This is a genomic window from Moorena bouillonii PNG (genome assembly GCF_001942495.1).
Taxonomy (GTDB): Bacteria; Cyanobacteriota; Cyanobacteriia; order Cyanobacteriales; family Coleofasciculaceae; genus Moorena; species Moorena bouillonii.
Window position 1 is genome coordinate 4,165,132 of record NZ_MKZS01000001.1, and the last position, 23,839, is coordinate 4,188,970.

The following is a 23,839-nucleotide window of genomic DNA, read 5'->3' on the forward strand; positions in this document are numbered from 1 at the left end:
CACAGATTGGAACAGGCAAGATGCCCATTCCACAGATTGGAACAGGCAAGATGCCCATTCCACAGATTGGAACAGGCAAGATGCCCATTCCACAGATTGGAACAGGCAAGATGCCCATTCCACAGATTGGAACAGGCAAGATGCCCATTCCACAGATTGGAACAGGCAAGATGCCCATTCCACAGATTGGAACAGGCAAGATGCCTATTCCACAGATTGGAACGGGCAAGATGCCTATTCCACAGATTGGAACGGGCATCTTGCCCATTATACAAAACTATTAAAATCATTCCGCATTTAGGCAACGCGCAAAATTTAGCTAGTACGTTATAGATAAGGAGATCAGAAATGTCGGAAAAAATTGTTAATTCCTGGAATGAATGGGATGAATTGGAAGAAATGGTCGTAGGAATTGCAGACTACGCTAGCTTTGAACCAAAAGAACCAGGGAATCATCCGAAATTAAGAGATCAGAATTTAGCGGAAATCATTCCTTTCCCCAGTGGACCTAAAGACCCTAAAGTCCTTGAAAAAGCTAATGAAGAATTAAATTGACTGGCTTATTTATTAAAAGACCACAATGTGATAGTAAGAAGACCAGAAAAAATTGATTTCACTAAATCTATAAAAACCCCTTACTTTGAAGTGGCAAATCAATACTGTGCAGTCTGTCCTCGGGATGTCATGATTACCTTTGGTAATGAAATCCTGGAAGCGACTATGTCGAAGAGAGCAAGATTTTTTGAATACTTACCTTACCGGAAATTAGTCTATGAATATTGGAATAAAGACGACCATATGATTTGGAATGCTGCGCCTAAACCGACTATGCAGGATAGTATGTATCTAGAAACTTTCTGGGAGCTGTCTTTAGAAGAACGATTTAAGCGTATGCATGATTTTGAGTTTTGTATTACACAAGATGAAGTAATTTTTGATGCGGCTGACTGTAGCAGATTAGGAAAAGATATATTAGTTCAGGAATCGATGACAACAAATAGAACAGGAATTCGGTGGTTAAAAAAGCACCTAGAACCAAGAGGATTTCGGGTTCACCCTGTTCATTTTCCCCTTGATTTTTTCCCCTCACACATTGACTGTACGTTTGTTCCTTTGCGACCAGGTCTTATTTTGACAAACCCTGAAAGACCTATACGGGAAGAGGAGGAGAAGATATTTAAAGACAATGGCTGGGAGTTTATCACAGTTCCTCAACCCACTTGCTCGAATGATGAAATGCCAATGTTTTGCCAGTCCAGTAAGTGGTTGTCAATGAATGTTCTGAGTATATCACCGACAAAGGTTATCTGTGAGGAAAGAGAAAAACCTCTCCAAGAATTGTTGGATAAGCATGGATTTGAGGTTTTTCCTTTACCCTTTAGACATGTCTTTGAATTTGGGGGGTCTTTTCATTGTGCAACTTGGGACATTCGCCGAAAAGGTGAGTGTGAAGATTATTTTACAAATTTAAACTATCAACCGATTTGTGGTTAGAAACTAACACTAGTAAGTATTCAGCTATCAGCCATCAGCTATCAGCTATCAGCTATCAGCTGATCAGTCATCAGGTAATTCGCTACGCGCACGCTACGCGAACAGCTTTTGAATAAAACAGGTTAGCATTCATTTAATATAAGTTATGTCACAGCGTCGTTCGCACAGCGTGGCCATTCGCGTAGCGTGGCCAAAGGCCAAGGCCAAAGCCTGTGCCACGGCTGACGGCTGACGGCTGATAGCTGAAACCTGACCGCTGACCGCTGACCGCTGACCGCTGATAGCTGTTAGCAACACTCACCACTAAGCACTAGCTAAATCAACAGCGTTTAATTCCCCTTGCTTAAGAGTCCAGCAACGGTCAGCAATAGGCAGTAAATCCTTAGCATCGTGAGTCACCACTAGGAGTGTCCAATGGGTTTTGAGTTTTGCCAGCAGATTGACTAACTGTCTTCGCATAGACCAGTCTAATCCAGCTGTTGGTTCATCCAACATCAGAATATGGGGTTGACGAATCAGTTGTACTGCTAGAGCAAGGCGTCGCTGCTGACCACCACTCATAGCATGGGGTGAGGTATGCAAGGCAAAATCAGCCAGTCCCACTTCCCCCAAAGCATCATAAACCCTCTGTGACCCCAACTCTGGATGTCCCATCCGCAATTCTTCCAGGATAGTCTTACCACAGAAATGCCGTTCTGGAAACTGAAACACTAATCCTGCCAGTTGTGGTAGATGGTCGTTTGTGAGTTCAGTTTCTCCCCAAAAGATGTTTCCTGCCGTGGGCTGGGCTAATCCTGCCAAAATTTCCAATAATGTGCTTTTACCAGAACCACTAACACCAATCACTAGTCCCAATTCTTGTGGTGCTAGCTCTAGATTCAGACCCTTCAAGATCGGGGTGGAGCTAGCTGGTGGATGATAGGTTAAGTCTCTAAGATATAGCATTGCCTTTTGCCCACTCCTTCCCCTCTTCCAAGACTCCGGAGGTTTCAAGATTTCATAGACATTACTATTGTAAGCACTCAGCTATCAGCTATCAGCTATCAGCCATTAGCCATCAGCCATCAGCTATCAGCTATCAGCTATCAGCCTTGGCCTATGGCCACGCTAAGCTATTGGCCACTTTACTGGAACAGTTTATGGGCTACATCCACGCTACTTAAGGTGCTTTTGAATAAAATCAGGACCTTAAGTAGCGTCAGCCAAAAGCTGACGGCTGACCGCTGACCGCTGACCGCTGACCCCTCAATGCTTACTTACCATCTTATGCCCCAACTTCCGGTACCATGGAACCTGGCATCAAGTGCAACGTCAGTACTGAGGTTAGTAGCATATATTTTTAATATTGCCAGAATGACGATGAACCAAAGGTTTCGAGCACCAAAACGGATAGTTAAAGCCTGTGTCAGCACAGCAGTTGTATTAATCGGTTTATGGGGAATGCCCACCTTAGCAGCTGACCCCTTTCGCGACAGTAATCCTCGGGACATTGATGACACTGTTCAAGATGCGTTTGACTTTTTCTTCAAGGATGGAAACTATAAACAGGCTGAAGCTTATCTAAAAAAATCGGAATCTAGGCAGTCTAAAGAACCCATGACCTATGCTATGCTATCCTCTCTAGCTTACTTAGATCAAGATTGGGAAACCTTTAAGAGCTACGGAACCAAAACTCTGGATATAGCTAAGGAAATGATTCCGTCTGATCCCTTGCGGGGTAATCTCTACACAGCAGTCGGTTATTTTTTGGAAGGAGCTTACGATTTTGAAAAAGAAGGTCCCATCAGCGCCTTGACTAAATTACAGAAAGTTTTTGAATATCTGGATAAAGCCAAAGAAATTGCTCCTAATGATCCAGAGCTAAACTTGATTACAGGCTACATGGATTTAATGTTAGCAGTTAATTTACCATTTTCTGACCCATCTCAAGCCATTGACAAGTTAGAAACCTATGCTTTACCCTCTTATTTAGCCTATCGAGGCATTGCCGTAGGATATCGAGATTTAAAGCAATATTCTAAGGCAATAGACTATGTAGACCGGTCAATGGAAACAACACCAAGCAACCCAGATGTACTTTACCTTAAAGCACAAATTTTGCGAAAACTGGGGCAGGAGGAAAAAAGTTTAGATTTTTTTAACAAAGCATTAGAAAAACAGACTCAACTGCCAAAACGCCACGCTGCCCAAATTACTTACGAGCAGTGCAAACTTGAAAATAAACTCACAGATGGGAATAGAAATTGCTCGAAGGAGCGGAATCGCATCCGGAAGCGGGGAACAGAAGTGGTTCAGAAGGATGACTAAGTTGAAGGTTGAAGGTTGAAGGTTGAAGGTTGCAGGTTGAAGGTTGCAGGTTGCAGGTTGCAGGTTGCAGGTTGCAGGTTGAAGGTTGCAGGTTGCAGGTTGCAGGTTGCAGGTTGCAGGTTTAGGGGCATTCCTTGTGGCTGCTCCTATCCCAATCCTACAGGATTCGTGTACAGTCACAGGTTTTACTAAGGACTTAGAACTCAGAAGTATATTTAACGGAAGTCTTGTTCAACAGTGAATCTTGATCAGGTATAATCACTCTGGTAAAGAATTCGGGATTGTCCTTGACTTATGGTTCGCCTCAAGATAATTAACAAGTTCGATAGCAGTTTTGTCCTAGCTCCAGAAGCCCGAGAGCACTTATTTGCTTTACTAATCGGGGAAAACTTTTTGGCTCAAGTAGCTGAAGCGGCTCAATGCTTAAGGGTTGAGTTTACTGAATTACTGTTTAAACCAGTTCCCTACACCACTTCAACCCCTAAGGGAATGCCAGCGGAATATGAGCAGTATCAGGAATCTGATGATTATATCATCATTAACGTACCTCCTAACTTCATGTTCAAAGCCAAAATCTTTAATCCCAGTCGCCTCTGTGCGATTTATCGCAAAATTCAATAATATTTTGTTGATATTATTTATTTTTGAATCTTATTTTTGAATCCCATCCTATGCTCACCTCTGATAATCAAATTCCCTCTCTGAGGGATTTAGAATTTATTCCCTATCTGGATAAAACGGGAAATATACCAGAATTTTTACAAAAAAAGATTGGTGTATACGCAATTTTTGACCAGGATAAAACCCTGAAATTTGTTAATTATTCCCGGGATATATATATCAGCATCAAACAACATTTAGTTCGTCAGCCTCAATCCTGCTATTGGCTAAAACTAGAAACCATTGAAAAACCGGACCGGAGTCGATTAGAAACGATTCGTAAGGCATGGATTGAGGAGAATGGTGTTATCCCCGTGGGTAATGGAGAGCAGAAAAATTTGTGGAGTCAGCCGATTGATGCTAAAACCACAATGACTGAAGCAGAGCAATTAGACTATCAGCAAAGTGAGGAATTAGCAAAAACGAAGATTCTAAAAAAAATTGCTCGGAGAGTTGAAGCTAAAATTAAAGATGAGCTAGAATCCCGAGGGGTAAAGACTGAAATTCGCTTCAATCCTAAGCTTAAAGAAAAGGGTTTACTTGATATAAAATGACTATCTCAACGGCTCATCCAGCTCTGTTAGTTCTCGCTGATGGCACAACTTACCAAGGCTGGTCTTTCGGAGCGACTGGTACAACCATTGGTGAAGTAGTGTTTAACACTGCTATGACGGGTTATCAAGAGGTGGTGACAGATCCCAGCTACTGCGGTCAAATTGTGACCTTCACCTATCCAGAATTAGGCAATACTGGTGTTAACCCATCCGATGAAGAATCTGCTCATCCTCAAATCCGAGGCGCAATTGCTCGTAATATCTGCTACCGTCCCAGTAACTGGCGCTCTACCCAGTCCTTGCCCGATTATCTGGCAGAACACAACATCCCAGGAATTTATGGCATAGATACAAGGGCATTAACCCGCAAAATACGCTCCATTGGTGCCATAAACGGTGCTATTTCCACAGAAATCCTTGACTCTGCTGAGTTATTGTCCGAAGTGCAAGCGGCTCCGAGTATGGCAGGATTAAATCTAGTTAAAGAAGTGAGCACTGACAAGGTTTACGAATGGTCTGATCCTACGGAAGCCAATTGGGAGTTCGGTCCTGGGGTTGATGGAGTGGAAAAGGACAAGCCTTTGACAGTTGTTGCCATTGATTTTGGGATTAAACGTAATATTCTCAAACGTCTAGCTAGCTACAATTGTCGGGTAATTGTCGTCCCTGCTAATACACCGCCAGAAGAAATTGCTAAATATAATCCCGATGGGATATTTCTGTCCAATGGACCAGGGGATCCGGCTGTAGTACTGGAAGGCATCTCAACCACCAAAGCGTTATTGGAGCGTCAGCAACCTATTTTTGGCATCTGCATGGGACATCAGATTCTTGGTCTTGCCCTAGGAGCGCAGACCTTTAAACTTAAATTTGGTCACCGAGGTTTGAATCACCCAGCCGGTTTGCAGCAAATGGTGGAAATTACTAGCCAAAACCATGGTTTTGCTATTGATCCCGATACCTTAGGCACGGAGGTGGAAATTACTCACCTAAATCTGAATGACCGCACTGTGGCAGGGTTGCGTCACAAATCCTTACCGTTCTTCTCAGTACAGTATCACCCAGAGGCTAGTCCTGGTCCTCACGATGCTGACTATTTATTTAAGCAGTTTGTCGAGCTGATGCACCTCAAGTAGCGTGGCCTACGGCCAATCGCACAAAGCCCTTGACTAGAAGCTGAGTGCTTCTGCGAGGGTTTGCGTTCCCATAAGCGCGGAAGCTGAGGCCGTAGGCCACGCTACGCGTTCGCGTAGCGTCGGCTTTGCCGAAACGCGTGACTCGCGTAGCGGCGACCCAGGAGCATCACTCATAATCGCCGATGCCAAACCCCAACTGTAGGGTGACCGGGTGTGGGACTATAAAATAGCCCCTGCATTGCCAGCAAACCAAGAAATCTGCTTCAGTTATAATTAATCGGTTACAATTGCGGCTGGCTTAATTTTACCCTACCCCCAAACCCGCTCACCCTACCCCCCACACTCTGATACTGTTGTATAATAAAAAATTGACGTTGTTTTAGCCCCTTGAGGTGCTAACCAACAAACCAAGCTATGGTGATAGGGCGCGTGTATAAACGGTAGCCAAGTCATCAATCTACTGTCACAGTAGTCAACTTGACAGTAGAAGTATTAGATTATTGATATTTATAAGCTATATCTAGGAGGGTGTTATTCCTGAACAACTAACCCTTACAGTCAGTTTAAGGGGCACTCGCCAAGTCGAGTCAAATTATCAAATTTTCCGCCTTACTGGATTGCTAGATGCCTTTTCGGAATCTACTCTCCGTAACGTCATTGGCAAATGTATTGATGAAGGTCCAGCGGATATTATTCTGGACTTATCTAAAATTGATTTTGTCGATAGCTCTGGTTTGGGTGCTTTGGTGCAGCTAGTAAAGAAAGCTCAAAATTCTAAGGGAAGTGTACAAGTCGTGACCAATCCCCGCGTGACTCAAACTGTGAAACTAGTGCGCCTAGAAAAATTTCTCTCCCTGCAAGATTCTCTGGCGGTAGCTGAGGAGAACGTCAAGGGTAAATGACAAAATCGATGGTGATGGCGGGGGCAAAACCCGCCTTTACTTTCTCAGCAGTGGGGAATTGGTCAGAGTTGAGTGTGAGTAACTTCCCTGTTAGAAAATTTATTGAATACTGGAAGCAGAAATTGTTGAAGGATGTCTAATTTGGTCTAATCAACAAAAGACAGTGATACCCCAAATATGGCTCAGACAGATGCACAATTAGACCCCTTGGAAGAGGATAGCCATGGCGGTGAAGCTGACTCTATAGTATTGTGGACAGAGTCTCGATTTAGGCAATTCATGGCGAAAGTTGATCAAATCGCCAAAATTAAACAGATTTCCCCAGCATCCTTGGCATATATAGGAGATGCTGTTTATGAACTCTACATCCGAACCCACTATCTGCTACCACCTAGGCGAATCTGTGACTATCATAACCAGGTAGTGGCTCACGTGAGAGCAGAAAGCCAAGCCAAGATTTTGCGATCGCTTGAACCTTACCTAACTGCTTCTGAAAAAGACATTTTACGGCGGGGACGGAATGCTGCTACAAAGAGCCCCCGGCGTCTCAATCGAGAAATCTATCAACAAGCTAGTAGCTTAGAAACCTTACTGGGATACCTCTACCTTACTGATACTCAACGCTTGACCCAGTTATTGGCTCATCTACAACTCGACACCCCATAAATACTAATTCTATTATGGCTAATCAAAACCCCTCCTCTGATGCCTCCTCTGAGGCTTCTGGTCAGATCAAGTCAGGGAAGTCCTCTGATCGGCAAGGTGAGAATAAAAAATTATCTCGTTCGACCCCAGGCAATTCTCACAAGAACGGGAAACCCCCTCGAAAGAACTACCACTCTCGAAAACCACGGCCAAAACATTCCCATCACTCCGAGGAAACTCAGCTGAAGGAGCATGGGTACCCTAAGTCAAAACTTGTAAGTAGCACAGAAGAAGAGAGTGACTTAATCTACGGGCGTCATTCAGTTCTAGCAGCTCTCCAAAACCAGCACCAGTTAAACCGAGTTTGGATTATTTCCCAGCTACGTTACGATCCTCGCTTTCACTCTTTACTGGTTAAAGCCAAGGCTAACGGTACAGTAATTGATGAAGTAGCACCAAAACGCCTGAGCCAAATTACTAAAGGTGGTAACCATCAGGGTGTGGCAGCTCAAATAGCACCTTACGACTACATAGATTTAAATGACTTAATTGACAAAGCAAAATGGGCAACTGAGCAGCCAGTTTTATTGGCTTGTGATGGCATTAATGATCCTCAAAATTTAGGGGCGATTATTCGTACAGCAGAAGCTCTAGGCGCTCAAGGCTTAGTCATACCCCAACGTCGAGCTGTTGGTGTCACCTCAACTGTGAGGAAAGTGGCAGCAGGAGCTCTAGAAACCTTTCCTATTGCCAGAGTTGTCAATCTCAGTAATGCCCTAGAGCAGTTGAAAACTGCGGGCTTTTGGATTTACGGAACTGCTGCCGGTACTGGTAAACTTTTACACAAAGTTGATTTGACGGGTTCAGTCGTATTGGTAATAGGTTCAGAGGGGAATGGTTTAAGCCTAAGGTCACAAAGCTGCTGTGACATGTTAGTCTCAATTCCATTACAGGGTAAGACCCCTAGCCTCAATGCCTCAGCAGCAACTGCTATGGTGTTATATGAAACCTATCGGCAGCGTTGGTCAGACTTACTGTATCTAGATACTAATTCCAATCAACAGATTGTGAAACAAGAAAAGTAAAGTAAATGGAGGATAAAAACGTTTAAAAGGCTATTAAATTAACAGAGATTATCCTTGAAACTAGGTAGATTTCATGAAAGAAGCCTTAATCAAAATCTTCGACGTCTTAGGGTTAGCGTTTTGGGTGGAAATCATCACCGAAACCCCCAAGTGTACCTACTACTTTGGACCCTTTGTTAACCAGCAGGAGGCTCAGGCTGCCAAATATGGATACATTGAAGACTTAGAAAATGAAGGAGCTCAAGGCATTATGGTAACTCTCAAACGCTGCAAACCCAATAGACTAACAATTTTTGATGAGTTGCCAGAACAAACTGAACTAGACAAATCGTCTAGCTTGAGTAAGCCGATTTTTTGAAAAAGGATGAAGTTTAACCTGTAGGGTGTTAAGTGTGAAGCATGAAAACGCTCTAAGTAGTCTCTAGTTAAAGTAGCCCGTAAGCTGACGAAGTCAGCGCAGCTCTCGGAGCTTGCATCCCTTGAGAACGCTGACCGCTCCAAGTATAGTTAGCATGTGCTGGAAATTTGGTATACAATTACGTGGAGTTTTTAACAAGCAAAAATACTTAATATAAAGATGTTAACTTCTTCCGACCATAGGACAGATTTATCCAATGCCCACTGCCAGAGCAATTCCCGTTCTGTTGTCACTGGTGACCCCCAGCTGAAGAAATTGATGACATCGGTTTATGGGGTAGACCAACAAGTAAAGTACCTTCACTTACAGGCAGAAGTTGAATCCCTCTGGCAGCAGCAGCAATTACTTAAGCAACAACGGTTGGTTTTACGTTGAACAGACTTCGCGGCAGTTGTCGGGAACAGGGAACAGCGGATCTGGGAACAGTGGACAAGAATTGACGTGAACACTATCAGAAAAATACTTTTGCAAGAGGTCTAACCAATGCGCTTAAGTACAACTATTATAGTGTTTTTCGCAGTTATAAGGTACAGTATTGAGGCAGCGCATCCCTATTCCCCTCCTGGGAGGGGTTAGGGTTGGGTTACTCTTCTCTGTTCCCTGTTCCCTGTTCCCTGTTCCCTAAAACCAGAAACTCTGTACCTCATACCTATGATAATTGCTATATAAGTACAAGCATTACTCAAAACGCTGATGCTTGGCTGACCAACGCTTAACGCTATAGTTATTCGGTTCATCAATGACTATAGCCGCAGGACCGCCATCCCCTAAATCCGCGATCGCAGTCATGGAAGTGTTGGAATCTTGGGAAAATTCGCTGTAGAGTAAGGCTCCTGTGTCGGAAAAAATCATGGTGCGGGGTTTGTAGATAGTAGTTGCCCTATCTGTATCCATCCCGTCATTATTACTATCCGATAGACCAACGTCGGTCGATTCTGAGGTAACCGATATTTCTTGATATAAGGTTATGACCGCTTCTGGTTGGTTGTTGCCAGTCAGCTCGATCGGTCTAACTGACCAATGCCCGATCTCCTGAAGCATCATTGGTAAACTAGGAAGCGGTCCTGAGGAGAACTGACCACTGTTGATTAACTCCTGCCATAGTACTGGCAGCATGGCTGACACCGACTCGGGGTTAAGGTGGTAGAGTGCTGACAAAGTGATCGCACTTGGGTCTAACCAGCGCAGTCCGGTCTCCGTGTGTGCTAGCAGGTGCTGATTAGAGCCATCAACAGCTAGAGCTTCACTAGGGAATTTCCCACCTGCTGCCAACAGCTTAATCATCCCTTCCTGGTAGGAAACCCCCTTGACCGTAGCTGTGGTTGACTGCTGGATACCATTGTCACTCCAAAGGCTAATCCGAATCTGGGGGTCAACGTCTAAGCCCAAATATCGCCACAATCGCTTTCCCTTGGTCAAAGTGGGCAGCTGTAAATCAGAAAACGGCATCCACCGCCAACCCTGACCATCGTGAAATCCTTTTACCTGTACTTGATACCAAACTTCCTCGGGGTTTTTTTCTAGAGTGACGGAGACAGATGGACAAGGGGACAGGGGTGAAACTGCTATACTATCTTCCTCTGCTACAGAAACTAATTCAGTACTGTCCTGTTGCCTTTGGCAGTGCTGTTCTCCTATTCCCCCATCTCCATCTTCCGGTTGCAGCCAATCCGTTGCGTTGACAGTTTGAATTATTTCTGAATTGCCAACCAGTTGACTGAAGTGCTTGACGATAGCTGGAACTGGGTTTAAGGCATTTTCCATATGGTTGAGGAGTTGGTAAACCTGGGGATTAGTTTGGGGTAATTCCTTCACCCATGCGATCGCTTTTTCAGGGTCTTCCTGGGCTGCCAAAATCAACCCTCCCCAAGCTTGTACATTGCTGTCATCAGGATTCACTTCTAGAGCTGCTTCCACCCGCTGCCACAATCCCCCAGAATCGGTCTTTAGCATGGTGATAATATCCCCCAACTGAGCACGGTCCACTGCCGTCTGAAACACTGTTTTTGCCTCCCCCCAGCGACCATCCAGGAGATAGGCAAAGATAGCGGCACTGGCACTTGCCCAAATTTGATTGGCCTGAGACTCGGTCACCTGAGCGTGCAGTTTAACCAAATCCATTTGGGCTTGAGCCTCTGCTGACCAGTGTTTTGGTTTCTGTTGGTTCAACCATTGCCAAGCATCAGACCACAAACCATGACGTGCTAGGAGTAAACCATTCTGATAGGGTTTAGTATCTATCGCTGCTTGGGTCAGGGAAATTTCCTCTAGATAAATCGGGTTAGGAACAAAAGACCGAGGTTGAATTTGGTAAACCTTGAACTGGGGTTCCAAGCCTACAGTATGATTAACCACTAATTCTGGAGTAGCACCACCGGTCACTTCCTGCCAATAGGGAGGACCTTCATTAGGGCTTTTCCACTCCAACATCATACTCAGGTGTGTCTGGTCCGGATTGTAGTGAATAATTTGTCCATAGCTCTCGGGTGTATTTTCTGAGACCACGTGACCCGAGAGGTTGAACCAAAACCCTTCCTCTAGAGCTTGTTCATCGAAACGATCGAGTTTGGTTAAAGGTAGTGAACGAGAGACACTTGCATCATCCGATCCTGTGTTCACTTGGGTAGACAGCACAAAATATTCGACCGGAGCAGTGATCGGCAGCTGACTAACTAGCTGATAATACTGCTGTTGTCTATTGCTTTGTTCAAGGGGCTGATAGACTCTGAGTTCCACAATCTGGTTACAATTACTTTGGCATGATGGTGGTGATGCCAAAATCGGTAGCAGCAAGTCAGAGTTAAGGGCAACGGGTGTGCTCGCCGTTAGTCCATTTTCACGAATCTCCCCTTGAATTTGGGCAAATGTCTGGGCAGATGAAGGAACAGTCTGGGGGATACGAGCCCAACTCGGCAAAATGTGATTGATCCAGACAATCGAATCAGGGTCAATAATCAACATAACCGCCACCCAGATACTACCGGCAATGATACCGCTAGTGGTGATTAAGGCAGCGATCGCGCCAATGGTTGTTAACCAACCACCTCTACTAGACTTTTGCACTGATGTTTTAATGGTTTATCTTTCTAGTTTTTTCCTAGTTTGAAAGAAGCGCACCCTAACCCTACACCCTTCAACCTGTGATTACCTGGTCATACAGCTCACCAGAACGTTCCCAAGTATATTTCTGTTCAATATACCCTCGCCCATTTTCAGACAGTTGTTTACGGAGTTGGCGGTCTTCAAATAACCGACTAATGCCATAAACATATTCTGTTGTATCATTTGCTCGCAATGCCCGCAAAGGGACATCCCCGCCATCAACTGTCAAGCCCTCCAAACCGCGATCGCTTCCCACTACCGGTACTCCGGCTGCCATCGCTTCCAGAGTTTTATTTTTGACCCCAAATCCACTCTGCATTGGCACCACAAATATAGTTGCCTTATGAAGGTGGTCTACTAAAGAAGGCACTGCGCCAGTTACACTAATCCCTGGTATCTCTTCTAACTCTAGCACTGCTTGCACCGGTTTGGGTCCGACCAATTCTAGCTTGGTATCAGCATAGCGCTCTGTAATTGCTGGGAACACATCTAGGCTAAAATAACGAGCTGCTTTGATGTTTAGTGGGTTATCCATCACCCCAGTAAATACTAATCTGTGTCCACCAGGATCAGAGATGCGTCTGGGAAATAAATTAACATCAACCCCATTAGAAATCAATGTAATTTGACTGTCTAGCTCAAATAATTCTATTTGCCGTCTATCTTCTGCTGTTGTGACTACAATGTCTGTAAATTTAGCACAATATTGTTCTTCATAGCGACGTAATAGGGGCAAATTCAACTTGTCTTTCAGCTGATTGTCTGATGTTTTGGTTTCCAGCTTGTCCAGAGATTTCCGGTATACAGAATGATGAATATTCACCACAGTTCGCAGCTGCTCCCGCCACTCTGGTCGCACATAAATTTCATTGGTACTGTGTTCACAGGTAATCAGGTCAAATTGTCCCGCCTCTACAGCCTGATCCAGCCATTGCTGCATTGGAGTTGAGTAGAGTTGGAGTACTTTCTGGGGCGTTCCCTGTTGCCAAATAGTACTCCAGCGCTGTAATTTCTCCTTTATGCCTTTCTCTTGTTCTGATGGCTGCGGTTGGGGAAAAATCACCAGTTCTTCCACCCACTGCTGCAATTTTTCTACCTCGATGTCCGTGATCTCTTCAGAACGTTGAGTAACTAAGGTAATAGCATGACGCTTACTCAGGTACTTGAGTAAATTAAACGTCCTGACCTGAGTTGCCCCCCGCGTTGGCGGATAGGGAAAGGTGGTGGAGATCATTAGAATCTTCATAGGACGTTACTAGCAATAATTGACCACAAGGAAAGGACAGGCAATAATTCATGCTTATCTCACTTTTTACATGAGTTAAGGATTAATTTATTTATACTAGTTAAAATTTTTATAAATTTTTATTAAAATTTCATCATTTTAATTTACTCCAACTTATTATTGTATTAAAATTCGTGATGATAGATATTGCCAAGGTTGGGTTTTTTGATAATTCTGATTACTTCAGAGTAATTCCCGATTACCTATTACCCAAAACCCAAAAAACAACCACAAAGAACACTACCGCAAAAATCGGACAGTATAAATGTATTATATCTTCATAGCAATACATTTATACTAATTGTGAATTTTCCTCTAGAAAATATAGTTAAAAATTCAAATTTACCGATTTACCAACACCACGTAGCCTAATCTCTCTATGACTTACAGTCACGGTAATTTATAGGGGTTTACCACCGTTACGGAGTTTCCCTACTCTCGGAAGTTTTTAAATGAACATATTCCACTAACTCCTAACCACTGACTGAGTTAGGGCTTGTTCGTAGCATTGACCAGCCCGATCCCAGGTGTATTCATGCTCGATCAACGAGCGCGCGTTTTGAGACAACTTTGCTCGCAGTTGTGGGTCTTCAAACAAACTAGTGATGGCGCTAATATACTCCTGAACATGATTTGCCCGCAATGCTCGCAGGGGTGTATTGGCACCATCAACCGCCAGTCCCTCCAAACCGCGATCGCTTCCCACTACAGGTACCCCAGCCGCCATTGCTTCCAGGGTCTTGTTTTTAATGCCAAAGCCAGTGCGCATCGGTACCACACAGATAGTTGCTTGATGGAGATACTCTACCATTGATGGCACACGACCGGTGACCGTAATTCCCGACAATGCTGCCAACTCCAACACCGAAGGTACTGGTCTTGCTCCGACCAGATCCAGGCTAGCATCTCCATAGCGTTCTTTAATGGCTGGAAAGACCTCCAAGCTGAAAAAGCTTACAGCATCAATGTTGGGTCGGTTATCCATAGCTCCAATAAAAACTAGGCGATGTCCCCCTGGGTCAGCAGTGCGTTGGGGAAATTGAGTCAAATCCACCCCATTGGGAATCACCACAATTTTACCCGATGGCTTGTAGGCAGCTATCTGGCTTTGATCCTCCGGTGTTGTGACCACAAGACCAGTAAATTTGGCACAGTATCGTTCCTCATAGCGGCGCAACAGGGGTAAATTTAACTGGTCTCTGAGCTGATTTTCCGAGGTTCCTGTTTCCAACTGATTACGGAACGTACCATAAACAGAACTGTGAATATTCACCACCGTTCCCAGCTGCTGTCGCCATTCCGGTCGTACATATATTTCATTTACACTATGTTCACAGGTAATAATGTCAAACCGTCCAGCCGCCACAGCTTCATCCATCCATTGCTGAATTTCCCGAGAGTAGAGATGTAGCACACTGGGGGGGATGCCTTGGCGTAAAAAATTACTAAATCGCGTTACTTTGCCCCAGATTCCTCCTGAGGGTTCACAAGGCTTTGGTTGGGGGAAAACCACCAATTCATCTACCCATTTCCCGAGTTTTTCCACTTCCTGATCCGTGACATCTTCTGAACGTTGAGTAATCATGGTGATATCATGACTTAACTTAAGATGTTTTAGTAAATTAAATGTCCGTACCTGAGTTCCTCCCCTAGTGGGGGGATAAGGAAAGGTGGCAGATAGCATGAGAATTTTCATCATATCTTCAGGTTAGGTAAGAAGTTGCTATAAGTCATATCTAGTTCGTTATAACCGGACTTGATATCAGGCATCCAAGAGCATAATTTTATGTCAACAAACCAATGAATTGAGTGGCTTGATAGTTTCATCTATAACAATACAATGATTCAACGAGTACCCAAGGTTAGTGTGTGTATTCCTACATTCAATCGCGTTAATTTACTTCCCTATGCGATTGACAGTGTTATTAAACAAACGTATCAAGACTGGGAATTAATTGTCTGTGATGATGGTTCAACTGATGACACTCCTGAGTTAATGTCCCAGTATCAGGATAGCCGAATTAACTACATCCGTCACCCCAAAAATATTGGAAAAAGTAATAATATGCGCTCTGGATTTGATGCGGCATTGGGGGAATATTTTATTAAATTTGATGATGATGACCGGCTGACACCTGAATTTTTAGCAAAAACAACCGCTATCTTAGAGCCAGACCATAGTATTGATTTTGTCGGGACAGATCATTGGGTAATTAATATTAATAATATTAGGGATGAACCAGCTACAAAATTAAACTCTCAGAGGTGGGGAAGAACTAAGTTAATCAAAGGTATTGTTGAGAATTTAGTTGAAGTTGTTTTTATTCAGCAGAGCTTTCAAATTGGCGCTACGTTATTTCGGATGCAGGCGTTGAAAGATGTAGAATTTATGCGTCCTAACATCCAAAATTGTGAAGATAATGATTTATTCGTTCGGCTGGCTATTGCGGGAAAGAAAGCTTATTATTTACCCGAATTGTTAATGGAATATCGATTCCATGCCCAACAGCAAGGGATTAGTCGAGCAATTCCCTATTTACAGGATAAACTGCGTTATCTAGAAAGTTATAACTTTGAGTCAGAAATGTTGGAGACAGTTAGGCGATCGCGTCTGACGGAAACTAAGCTACTACTAGGATTGCGGCTGATTGAAATTGGACAAACATCAACCGGACGTGAATTAGTTTGGTCAGGAAAAGCTTGCTCCCCCTCAAAAGCTTGGGTTGCTTTGGTGTTGTCCCTATTGCCACAAGGATGGCGTTCTCAGGCGTTTAGTGTGTTGCGTCAATTCAAGCCATAGACTCTCTGGGAATTCCGGGCTAGAAAAAATTTGATTAAATTGCCAAGGCATTGGCAGCCTCACCATGCTGAAGCAAATTTCCACTCTTTTGGTGCCCGTTCCCTTGGTGAGGTTCGGGCAGTGCCTTGTCGCACCGCCTTTAATCAGACTACTTGTCAGCTCTCAGCACTCAGTCGTCAGCTTATTTTATTCAAAGCACCTCAAGTATTCTGCAGGTAGGGCATAAACACATCAAATAGCGTGGCCACAGGCCAATGGCTGAGAGCTGAGAACTGAGAGCTGAGAGCTGAGAGCTGAGAGCTGAATCCTGACCACTCCTTAAGTATTTGTACTTAAAGAATCCTGGTGTCTTGCTAGTTTCTAGAGCTTTTTGGATGGTTGCGACAGTTGAGCCTTTGAATCTAGCATACAACTTCTCCCGTCCCCCCTCTGTGTACTGATCAAACCATTGTTAGACTGATCAGTTTCAGGATCTATGAACTTGCTCTCTGACGGTGGGGGAGGTAGGATCTCGGGTTTACGTAAGAATTCTTAACAAAATTTTTCATTAAATCAGTTTACTCTAAAAATTTGGAAAGATATTCGCTTGTCTGTAAGTAGTAATACAAATAACGTCAACTTTAGGAACAAAAATAAAGAATGAGTACCAATTTAGCCACCAAGTTGCGTGAAGGCACAAAAACATCCCATACCATGGCAGAGAATGTGGGTTTTGTCAAGTGCTTTTTGAAAGGAACCGTTGAAAAAACCTCCTACCGGAAATTAGTCTCCAACCTTTACTTCGTCTATTCCGCGATGGAAGAGGAGATGGAGCGCCATCGGGAACACCCCATTCTTTCAAAAATCTACTTCCAAGAGCTCAATCGGAAAAAGAGCCTAGAGCAAGACCTATGCTATTACTACGGTTCTAACTGGCAAGACAAAGTAGTCCCTTCAGTGGCGGCTAAAGAGTATGTGCAAAGAATTAAAGATATGTCTGAGAAGGAACCAGAACTATTGGTTGCTCACTCCTACACCCGCTATCTAGGGGACTTATCTGGCGGACAAATTCTCAAAAAGATTGCCCAGCGCGGGATGAACTTATCAGATGGGCAAGGTACTGCTTTTTATGAATTCAAGCAAATCCCTGATGAGAAGGGATTCAAGACTAAGTATCGGCAAGCCATGGATGAGCTACCCATTGATAATGCCACAGCGGATCGGATTGTGGAAGAAGCTAATGCTGCCTTTGGCATGAATATGAAGATGTTCCAGGAACTGGAGGGTAACCTGATTAAAGCCATTGGTATCATGCTATACAACACCCTTACCCGTCGTCGCGTTCGTGGCAGCACAGAACTAGCTACAGCTGAGTAAGCTTATTGCACAAACTGCGATTAGCACCAAAGATGGGTGGCGACTAATCACCTTAACTAGAAATCAAGGCGATTAGCTTTAGTATCCTGTAATTAGTTATTAGTAGTTAGTAGTTTGGAGGTAAGCATTCAGCCTATCGCTATCAGCGATTAGCTTATGTGCTAGGCTGGATGCTTACGTTTTGAGTACTAACTACTAATTGACAATCTAATGTTGCAAAATTGAAAAAATAATTAACATAAATACAGCGGTTTGCAATTCAGTTAGGTACAAAGTTCTAGGTTTTTAGGGACTTCGGAGCAGGGAGCAGGGAGCAGGGAGCACAGAATAGGGAATAGGGAAGAGGGAAAACGTAAGCATTCAGCCGTCAGCTGTCAGCCGTGAGCTAAAAGCTCACGCGTGCGCGTTCAGCTTATTTTATTCAAAAGTACCTCAAGTAGCGATTCAGCGCGGTCTTGGGGGAAACCCCCATGAGCGACTGCATCAAGACAGCGTGCCCGTAGTGCATAAGCTAATAGCTGAACGCGCACGCGTGCGCGTAGCGCTTAAGCTAATAGCTGATAGCTGATAGCTGATAGCTGAATACTTACGGGAAAACAATCCTGTGTACCTGATAGTTATGCAAACCGCCGTATAACTGATCACATTGAAATTTATAGCCTCTGTGTTTAAAATATAAGACAAAATAGGTTAAAGAAAACTTTTCTGCTGTGGAATAAGCCTTTTTTTTGGTTTAGGTCATTCACAAGTGTTGGGAATTATCACCCCGTAGAATTCTTATCAGCATTTGATGGTCTTTCTGCAGCTGGAAGCTGGCAGCTGATCATAAAAGATAACGCGGCTGGTGACTCGGGTTCCTTGGGTTCTTGGAGCTTAGATTTGGGGTATACTCAATCTATTTAAAGCTACTATCGGAATTGGTGATTATTGCTGTCACCATCTGTTGATGCTTGGGTGGAATTCCTGTTGAGGAGTTGGTTACTCTCCCATTCACCGCAGGTGATGCATAGGTGATGCATAGGCAAAGCAGAGGATTTTGGCTGAGTGCTTCTGAGATCGGGGCGTAAGACCTGTTCGCGGTCGAAAGGTGTTTAGCAGGCAGTCTTCTGTCAACTTGGAAGCCCCTTGCTCAGCATAACTAGCAAGGGGTATAGCACTACGCATTCAGATTAAGACATTTGTAAACTCCGAAACTTACTCATAGCTTACTTCTGACTTCTGACTTCTGACTTCTTACTTGCGCGTAGCGCTATATACCCCTCTCAAGCGTAAAATTGAATATCCTCCCCACACTGATCCACTAGGTAACACAGAGCCCGGAAACGCAGGCTAGCTAATTGCTCATAGAGAGGGTTGAGCTTACATAGGGGAGGGATGTGTAGTACTAAGTGACCGAAAAGTTTTAAATCCCGCTCAAAGGGACATTGACCAGGAATAATTTTGGATAGGAATCTAGCTAGGGTTTGATCTGTAATTTCTATTTGATCCAGCCATTGGCGCACAGGTTTTAGTAAGTCAACACGTTTTTTGGCCAGTGGCTCAGGCGGAGTGAGACTGCTATTGAGATCAGCTACCTCTGAGAGGGATGGATTAGTACTTTGCTTGTTGGTTGTGAACATGGCTATACATCTCTAAATTTAATCAATAAAGTCCTCAGCAAAGGTATTACTGTGGAATGCCTTTTACAGAGTTCTAGTTAAGTAGGTAGACATCCAGTAATCAAACACGATTACTATTGAGCTGTATTGCCATATTGGCGGTAAGTTATAAAAATTTATATAGCTAGAAGTCATAGCATGTCCAGGAGCCTAGGTATTGTAAAGCTTGTGTAATTGGTAATTAGTAATTGGTAATTGGTAATTGGTAATTAGTAATTAGTAATTAGTAATTGGTAATTGAGATTATTCCAGAGCTCTTACCTATTACCAAAAAGCTCATCAAAGATGAATACTACCAAAACAACCGGACATGAGCTCAATTGTTACCACTGAACTTATTAATTAAGCTTTCAGCATTCAGCCTTGATCACCCTAAGGGAATGGCCACGCTACTTGAGCTGCTATCAGCCATTCTTAATCAGCTTTCAGCTAAAAGCCATCCTTATTTCAAGCATAAAAATACAAGGGAAAGGTTTGGTAAAGCTTAAAAGAAGAAAGACCAATCAAACTATGAACTTTTGATAAAACTAATTGGTTGACTGTTGACTGTTAACTTTTGACTGTTGACTGTTGCTGGTGAACACTCAACAGCCAGCATCTTATAACACTACCAAAACAAACAGCTTACCCAGGGTAAGCTCATCTAAATCCGTATCAAAAACTACAGATAAAAGTTGAAAGATAGTATAGCAATCATAATTGACTTTGAATTAATGTCAACAAACTGCCTATATTATCAATAATCCTGAGATTATTTCTTCTTTGATTTTAGAAAGCTGGAAATTTTAATTGGGATTCCGCTTTACCGACCCAGGGCGCGTGGGCAACGGCTTCTTTTTTTATTGCTCAAAGCAAGCCAATATCTTGGGTTCAATAGGACTAATGTACTGGTTTTTAGGGAGGTTTTTCCCAACTTCAATGAAAATAGGTGGGTAATAGCCACTGCTGTATTGAGGATTGTCCGAATGGGTTCCCTTAGCGGCTCCAAAGGAGCATCCCATGAGTGATCACGGAATTAGCTTAACATAACTTCATAATTATGTCATCCTGAGAAAAGAGTTGTCAATAGACTCAAGTTTAGGTCAATGTCAGAATTCTCAGAAAGAAAACGAGTAGTTGTAGTCGGTGCTGGATGGGCAGGCTTAGGCGCAACTCACCACTTAGCCAAACAAGGTTACGATGTCACTCTCCTAGAAGCAAGTTCCTATCCCGGTGGTTTAGTGGCAGGATGGAAAACAGGGGGTGGACGTTCTGTAGAAGGGGGAATTCATGGTTTTTGGTATCCCTATCACAACATTTTCAAGCTGGTAAAGGAACTCCGACTCAATCCTTTCACTCCTTTCACCCGTTCTTCTCAGTATTCCCCTGCTGGATTAGAAGTCGAATCCCCGATCTTTCAAAATGAACCACGACTTCCCACCCCTCTAGGAACCTTCCTCTACCCCGACTTTAAACGCTTACCCCTGATTGATCGACTCTCTGCCTTACCCCTGCTCTATGCCGTTATTGACTTCGATAATTCCCACCAGGCGTGGACTAGGTATGACTCGGTAACCGCCCGTGAATTATTTAAACAGTTTGGGGTTTCGGCTCGACTGTACAAGGATTCCTTTGAGCCCATGCTGTTAGTGGGTTTATTTGCTCCAGGAGAGCAATGTTCAGCCGCAGCCGCCCTAGGAATGCTGTATTACTTCATTTTGGCTCACCAACCGGACTTTGATGTGGTCTGGTGCCGAGGAACGGTAGCACAGATGATATTTAAACCCTGGGTGGAACAGATTGAGAAAGCCGGGGGAAAGGTACTTACCAATAAACGGGTCAATGACATTATCATAGACCACACAGGCAAGGCCAAAGGGGTGATCTGTGGTGATGAATGCTTTGAGGCTGACGCGGTGATTTTTGCTGTCAGTATCAATGGTATGAAGAAAATCCTTCAGAGTAGCACCATGCTCCAAAGCCGCAAGGAATTCCGGAACCTGATGAATTTAGGGGGAATTGATGTGCTATCAACCAGGCTATGGTTTGACCGCAAAGTTGAGATTCGCCATCCCTCTAATGCTTGTTTTGGCTTTGATGCCACCACGGGTTGGACATTTTTTGACCTTAATGCTTTGCACGATGAGTACCGGGATGAACCTGGTAGCGTGATTGAAGCAGACTTTTACCATGCTAACCAGTTGCTACCCCTGAGTGATCAGCAGATTATCCAGAAAGTTCAGCGTGACTTAGGCACCTGTGTTTCTGGTTTTAGAGAGGCAAATCTGATTGACAGTACTGTGATTCGAGTACCCCAAGGGGTGACTCACTTTGCTCCCGGTAGCTATCAGTATATGATGCAGCGAACCACTAGTATTGAAAATGTATTTATGAGCGGGGATTGGATTATCACTCGCCACGGTTCTTGGTCTCAGGAAAAAGCCTATGTTACCGGTTTAGAGGCAGCAAATTTGGTGATTAGGCGCTTTAGACAGGGGAATCTGGCCAAGATTATTCCTGTTGATGCTGATGAATTTCATATTCAGGTCACACGTAAGATTAACAAAACTGTACGGGAGTTTGGTCAGACGTTATTTAGTAATTTTTGGTTACCTTGATTTAATTTGGGAATTTTAGGGAAAAGGGAACAGGGAATCGGGAATCGGGAATCGGGAATCGGGAATCGGGAATCGGGAAAAATCCAAAAATCCTGTGTACATCATACTGAGAGCTTGCACCAGTACAAAAAAACATCCAAGCTTTTTAGTACTGTTCCCTGTTCCCTATTCCCTGTTCCCTGTTCCCTTTGTAGTTCAATCCTATGTTCACCACCCAAATACAAACACTGTAGTAAAGTAATGGAAAGCGTTCAGAACTCAAACAGGCTTGTTGTTACCTTCTACAAATGGGTAGGTATTCTGGTTTTGGTTTACCTACTGATTGTGGCAGTAGGGATAATTGGTACAGGCTTTAGGTCAGCTACTGGGGAGCAAGCAAAGGAATTGTTCGAGTTTGCTACTAATCCCTTTGCTGCCTTAATTGTTGGTATCCTAGCAACTGCTTTAATTCAATCTTCAAGTACAGTAACCTCGATTATTGTGGGTCTAGTAGCTGGTGGTTTGCCAGTGGCAACGGCTGTTCCTATGGTTATGGGGTCTAACATTGGCACCACCATTACTAATACACTGGTTAGTTTAGGACATATTCAAAATAAGGACGAATTTAAACAAGCTTTTGCTGCTGCAACCATCCACGACTTCTTTAATCTGATTAGTGTGGTAATCTTCCTACCTTTGGAAATTACCACTCACTTCCTAGAAAAGATTAGTCTGTTTTTAACAAGCCTGGTTGTGGGGGGAAATTCGATTAATTTAAACAACATTAACCTAATCAAGTTCGCCACGGCTCCAGTCAGTGATAGACTTCACACTGTTAGTAATAGTTTTCCAGAACCATTTAATGGTATTGCCCTGATAGTCTTGGGTATCAGTCTTATTTTCCTATCCATCTTTTTCATTGGCAAACTGCTCAAAACCCTAATGGTAGGACGAGCGAATCAGATGTTGCACACTGCTATCGGTAACGGTCCCATGGCTGGGATTGCTTCTGGGACACTAGTCACTGTAATCGTGCAATCTTCCTCCACTACCACCAGCCTGATCGTTCCCCTAGCTGGTACGGGTTTATTGAGCTTACAAGAAATTTATCCGTTCACCCTAGGGGCAAATATCGGAACCTGTATCACTGCCTTACTTGCCGCTACCGGAATAACCGAAAACCCAATCCCTGCTCTAGAAATAGCTACAGTACATCTACTTTACAACACCCTCGCCGTTGTGATCATCTACAGCATTCCTGTGTTGAGACAAATGCCAATCCTGGGTGCAGAAACCTTAGCCGCTGTTGCCAGTGAGCGGAAGTATTTAGCGTTCCTATATATTGGAAGCGTTTTCTTCTTGATTCCGGTACTACTTCTAAGTCTATCCACTTTGCTGTAAGCATTCAGCTAATGCGCTACGCGAACAGCTTATGCGCTATCCGCACGCTACGCGAACAGCCTTTATGTAAAGCATTAGGCTGTTCGCATAGCGTGAGCCTTTGGCTGACGGCTGACAGCTGTTCGCGTAGCGTGGCCTATGGCCAACGGCTGACAGCTTACGAGTGCTGATTCTCTATAGTCCACTTAACTCTCTAGAGTAAATTGATAATAATTATTGCTAAACTAACCAGCTCAAGCCTTGCTATAGCAAGCTTTAGCAATACATCACATTGATTTAACATCTCTAAGGCTAACTCTTAGGTTATAGGCTTAGGATAGGTTGAGCAAAATTTATTGAAATTTAATATCAACTATTGACTGCCGCGTTCCCTTTGAGTTACAGTCTATAGAACATACCCGATCACCATCGGTGACAACTTAAGCCTGTATGCCAATTGTCAAGGGGGTTGAGGAAAAAG

Annotated in this window: 25 protein-coding genes and 2 pseudogenes; 20 read left to right on the forward strand and 7 right to left on the reverse strand. The window is 43.7% G+C overall.

Going from position 1 to position 23,839, the window contains the following annotated elements; genetic code table 11:
• The 3 genes and pseudogenes from BJP37_RS39360 to BJP37_RS43610 form a co-directional block, all read left to right on the forward strand.
• Positions 1-301, forward strand: a pseudogene (locus BJP37_RS39360) (hypothetical protein); the annotation flags it as partial.
• A 47-nt stretch (positions 302-348) separates the two neighbouring features.
• Positions 349-1,494, forward strand: a pseudogene (locus BJP37_RS17025) (glycine amidinotransferase).
• The gene (locus tag BJP37_RS43610; RefSeq protein ID WP_269087013.1) at positions 1,485-1,610 is read left to right on the forward strand and encodes a hypothetical protein; all 126 of its coding nucleotides are present in this window, start codon (positions 1,485-1,487) and stop codon (positions 1,608-1,610) included. Before BJP37_RS17025 ends, BJP37_RS43610 begins: the two are co-directional and overlap by 10 nt.
• Before the next feature lie 32 nt (positions 1,611-1,642).
• On the opposite strand, the gene BJP37_RS39365 is transcribed toward BJP37_RS43610, so the two are convergent.
• The gene (locus tag BJP37_RS39365) at positions 1,643-1,795 is read right to left on the reverse strand and encodes a hypothetical protein (RefSeq protein WP_198954082.1); all 153 of its coding nucleotides are present in this window, start codon (positions 1,793-1,795) and stop codon (positions 1,643-1,645) included.
• A 2-nt stretch (positions 1,796-1,797) separates the two neighbouring features.
• Positions 1,798-2,439, reverse strand: coding sequence for an ABC transporter ATP-binding protein (locus tag BJP37_RS17030; RefSeq protein ID WP_075900500.1), 642 nt, complete (start codon positions 2,437-2,439; stop codon positions 1,798-1,800).
• On the opposite strand from BJP37_RS17030, the gene BJP37_RS17035 reads away from it, so the two are divergent.
• From BJP37_RS17035 to BJP37_RS17085, 11 genes are all read left to right on the forward strand, one after another.
• On the forward strand, positions 2,439-2,657 hold the full coding sequence (locus BJP37_RS17035) for a hypothetical protein (RefSeq protein ID WP_075900502.1): 219 nt from the start codon (positions 2,439-2,441) through the stop codon (positions 2,655-2,657). The two genes, BJP37_RS17030 and BJP37_RS17035, sit on opposite strands and share 1 nt — an antisense overlap.
• 196 nt (positions 2,658-2,853) lie before the next feature.
• Positions 2,854-3,801 (forward strand): Sll0314/Alr1548 family TPR repeat-containing protein, encoded by a 948-nt coding sequence (locus tag BJP37_RS17040; RefSeq protein WP_075900504.1) that lies wholly within the window; start codon positions 2,854-2,856, stop codon positions 3,799-3,801.
• Positions 3,802-4,095: 294 nt separating this feature from the next.
• Positions 4,096-4,422: a hypothetical protein gene (locus BJP37_RS17050; RefSeq protein WP_075900506.1), complete on the forward strand. Its 327-nt coding sequence runs from the start codon at positions 4,096-4,098 to the stop codon at positions 4,420-4,422.
• A gap of 50 nt (positions 4,423-4,472) precedes the next feature.
• The gene (locus BJP37_RS17055; RefSeq protein ID WP_075900508.1) at positions 4,473-5,015 is read left to right on the forward strand and encodes a GIY-YIG nuclease family protein; all 543 of its coding nucleotides are present in this window, start codon (positions 4,473-4,475) and stop codon (positions 5,013-5,015) included.
• Positions 5,012-6,151 (forward strand): glutamine-hydrolyzing carbamoyl-phosphate synthase small subunit, encoded by a 1,140-nt coding sequence (carA, locus tag BJP37_RS17060; RefSeq protein WP_070393531.1) that lies wholly within the window; start codon positions 5,012-5,014, stop codon positions 6,149-6,151. The genes BJP37_RS17055 and carA overlap by 4 nt, the downstream gene beginning before the upstream one ends.
• Positions 6,152-6,684: 533 nt before the next feature.
• Positions 6,685-7,053, forward strand: a complete 369-nt coding sequence (locus BJP37_RS17065; RefSeq protein WP_075900510.1) for an STAS domain-containing protein — start codon at positions 6,685-6,687, stop codon at positions 7,051-7,053.
• On the forward strand, positions 7,050-7,193 hold the full coding sequence (locus tag BJP37_RS39370; protein WP_158069626.1) for a hypothetical protein: 144 nt from the start codon (positions 7,050-7,052) through the stop codon (positions 7,191-7,193). Before BJP37_RS17065 ends, BJP37_RS39370 begins: the two co-directional genes overlap by 4 nt.
• A 37-nt stretch (positions 7,194-7,230) precedes the next feature.
• Entirely contained in the window at positions 7,231-7,719 is a 489-nt protein-coding gene (locus BJP37_RS17070) for a Mini-ribonuclease 3 (RefSeq protein ID WP_143727651.1), read from the forward strand.
• Positions 7,720-7,733: 14 nt separating this feature from the next.
• The gene (gene rlmB / locus BJP37_RS17075) at positions 7,734-8,783 is read left to right on the forward strand and encodes a 23S rRNA (guanosine(2251)-2'-O)-methyltransferase RlmB (protein ID WP_075900512.1); all 1,050 of its coding nucleotides are present in this window, start codon (positions 7,734-7,736) and stop codon (positions 8,781-8,783) included.
• A gap of 73 nt (positions 8,784-8,856) precedes the next feature.
• On the forward strand, positions 8,857-9,141 hold the full coding sequence (locus BJP37_RS17080; RefSeq protein WP_075900514.1) for a DUF1816 domain-containing protein: 285 nt from the start codon (positions 8,857-8,859) through the stop codon (positions 9,139-9,141).
• A 219-nt stretch (positions 9,142-9,360) separates the two neighbouring features.
• Complete coding sequence (locus tag BJP37_RS17085) at positions 9,361-9,576, forward strand: hypothetical protein (RefSeq protein ID WP_075900516.1); 216 nt, start codon at positions 9,361-9,363, stop codon at positions 9,574-9,576.
• Positions 9,577-9,879: 303 nt separating this feature from the next.
• Here BJP37_RS17085 and BJP37_RS17090 read toward each other — a convergent pair whose 3' ends face one another.
• From BJP37_RS17090 to BJP37_RS17100, 3 genes are all read right to left on the reverse strand, one after another.
• Positions 9,880-12,264 carry a tetratricopeptide repeat protein gene (locus tag BJP37_RS17090; protein WP_075900518.1) on the reverse strand — a complete coding sequence of 795 codons (2,385 nt, stop codon included), beginning with the start codon at positions 12,262-12,264 and terminating at the stop codon, positions 9,880-9,882.
• Positions 12,265-12,334: 70 nt separating this feature from the next.
• Positions 12,335-13,549: a glycosyltransferase family 4 protein gene (locus tag BJP37_RS17095; protein WP_075900520.1), complete on the reverse strand. Its 1,215-nt coding sequence runs from the start codon at positions 13,547-13,549 to the stop codon at positions 12,335-12,337.
• A 505-nt stretch (positions 13,550-14,054) separates the two neighbouring features.
• Positions 14,055-15,284: a glycosyltransferase family 4 protein gene (locus BJP37_RS17100; protein WP_075900522.1), complete on the reverse strand. Its 1,230-nt coding sequence runs from the start codon at positions 15,282-15,284 to the stop codon at positions 14,055-14,057.
• Between the two features lie 144 nt (positions 15,285-15,428).
• Here BJP37_RS17100 and BJP37_RS17105 point away from each other — a divergent pair, with 144 nt between their 5' ends.
• The 3 genes from BJP37_RS17105 to BJP37_RS44610 all read left to right on the forward strand — a co-directional run bounded on the left by BJP37_RS17105 (position 15,429) and on the right by BJP37_RS44610 (position 18,647).
• Entirely contained in the window at positions 15,429-16,388 is a 960-nt protein-coding gene (locus BJP37_RS17105; protein WP_075900524.1) for a glycosyltransferase family 2 protein, read from the forward strand.
• Positions 16,389-17,027: 639 nt separating this feature from the next.
• A complete protein-coding gene (locus BJP37_RS17110; RefSeq protein WP_075900526.1) occupies positions 17,028-17,744 on the forward strand; it encodes a biliverdin-producing heme oxygenase in 717 nt (238 codons plus the stop codon).
• 708 nt (positions 17,745-18,452) lie between these two features.
• On the forward strand, positions 18,453-18,647 hold the full coding sequence (locus BJP37_RS44610; RefSeq protein WP_369121422.1) for a proprotein convertase P-domain-containing protein: 195 nt from the start codon (positions 18,453-18,455) through the stop codon (positions 18,645-18,647).
• Between the two features lie 359 nt (positions 18,648-19,006).
• Here the strand turns inward: BJP37_RS44610 and BJP37_RS17120 are convergent, their stop codons facing one another.
• Both BJP37_RS17120 and BJP37_RS39375 read right to left on the reverse strand, forming a co-directional pair.
• Complete coding sequence (locus tag BJP37_RS17120; RefSeq protein ID WP_075900529.1) at positions 19,007-19,363, reverse strand: Mo-dependent nitrogenase C-terminal domain-containing protein; 357 nt, start codon at positions 19,361-19,363, stop codon at positions 19,007-19,009.
• Between the two features lie 878 nt (positions 19,364-20,241).
• On the reverse strand, positions 20,242-20,403 hold the full coding sequence (locus tag BJP37_RS39375) for a hypothetical protein (protein ID WP_158069627.1): 162 nt from the start codon (positions 20,401-20,403) through the stop codon (positions 20,242-20,244).
• Positions 20,404-20,487: 84 nt separating this feature from the next.
• Here BJP37_RS39375 and BJP37_RS17125 point away from each other — a divergent pair, with 84 nt between their 5' ends.
• The 3 genes from BJP37_RS17125 (at position 20,488) to BJP37_RS39380 (ending at position 23,549) form a co-directional block, all read left to right on the forward strand.
• Positions 20,488-21,999 (forward strand): hydroxysqualene dehydroxylase, encoded by a 1,512-nt coding sequence (locus tag BJP37_RS17125; protein ID WP_075900531.1) that lies wholly within the window; start codon positions 20,488-20,490, stop codon positions 21,997-21,999.
• A 240-nt stretch (positions 22,000-22,239) separates the two neighbouring features.
• Complete coding sequence (locus tag BJP37_RS17130) at positions 22,240-23,379, forward strand: Na/Pi symporter (protein WP_075900533.1); 1,140 nt, start codon at positions 22,240-22,242, stop codon at positions 23,377-23,379.
• Positions 23,380-23,390: 11 nt separating this feature from the next.
• Complete coding sequence (locus tag BJP37_RS39380; protein WP_158069628.1) at positions 23,391-23,549, forward strand: hypothetical protein; 159 nt, start codon at positions 23,391-23,393, stop codon at positions 23,547-23,549.
• Positions 23,550-23,839: the final 290 nt, after the last annotated feature.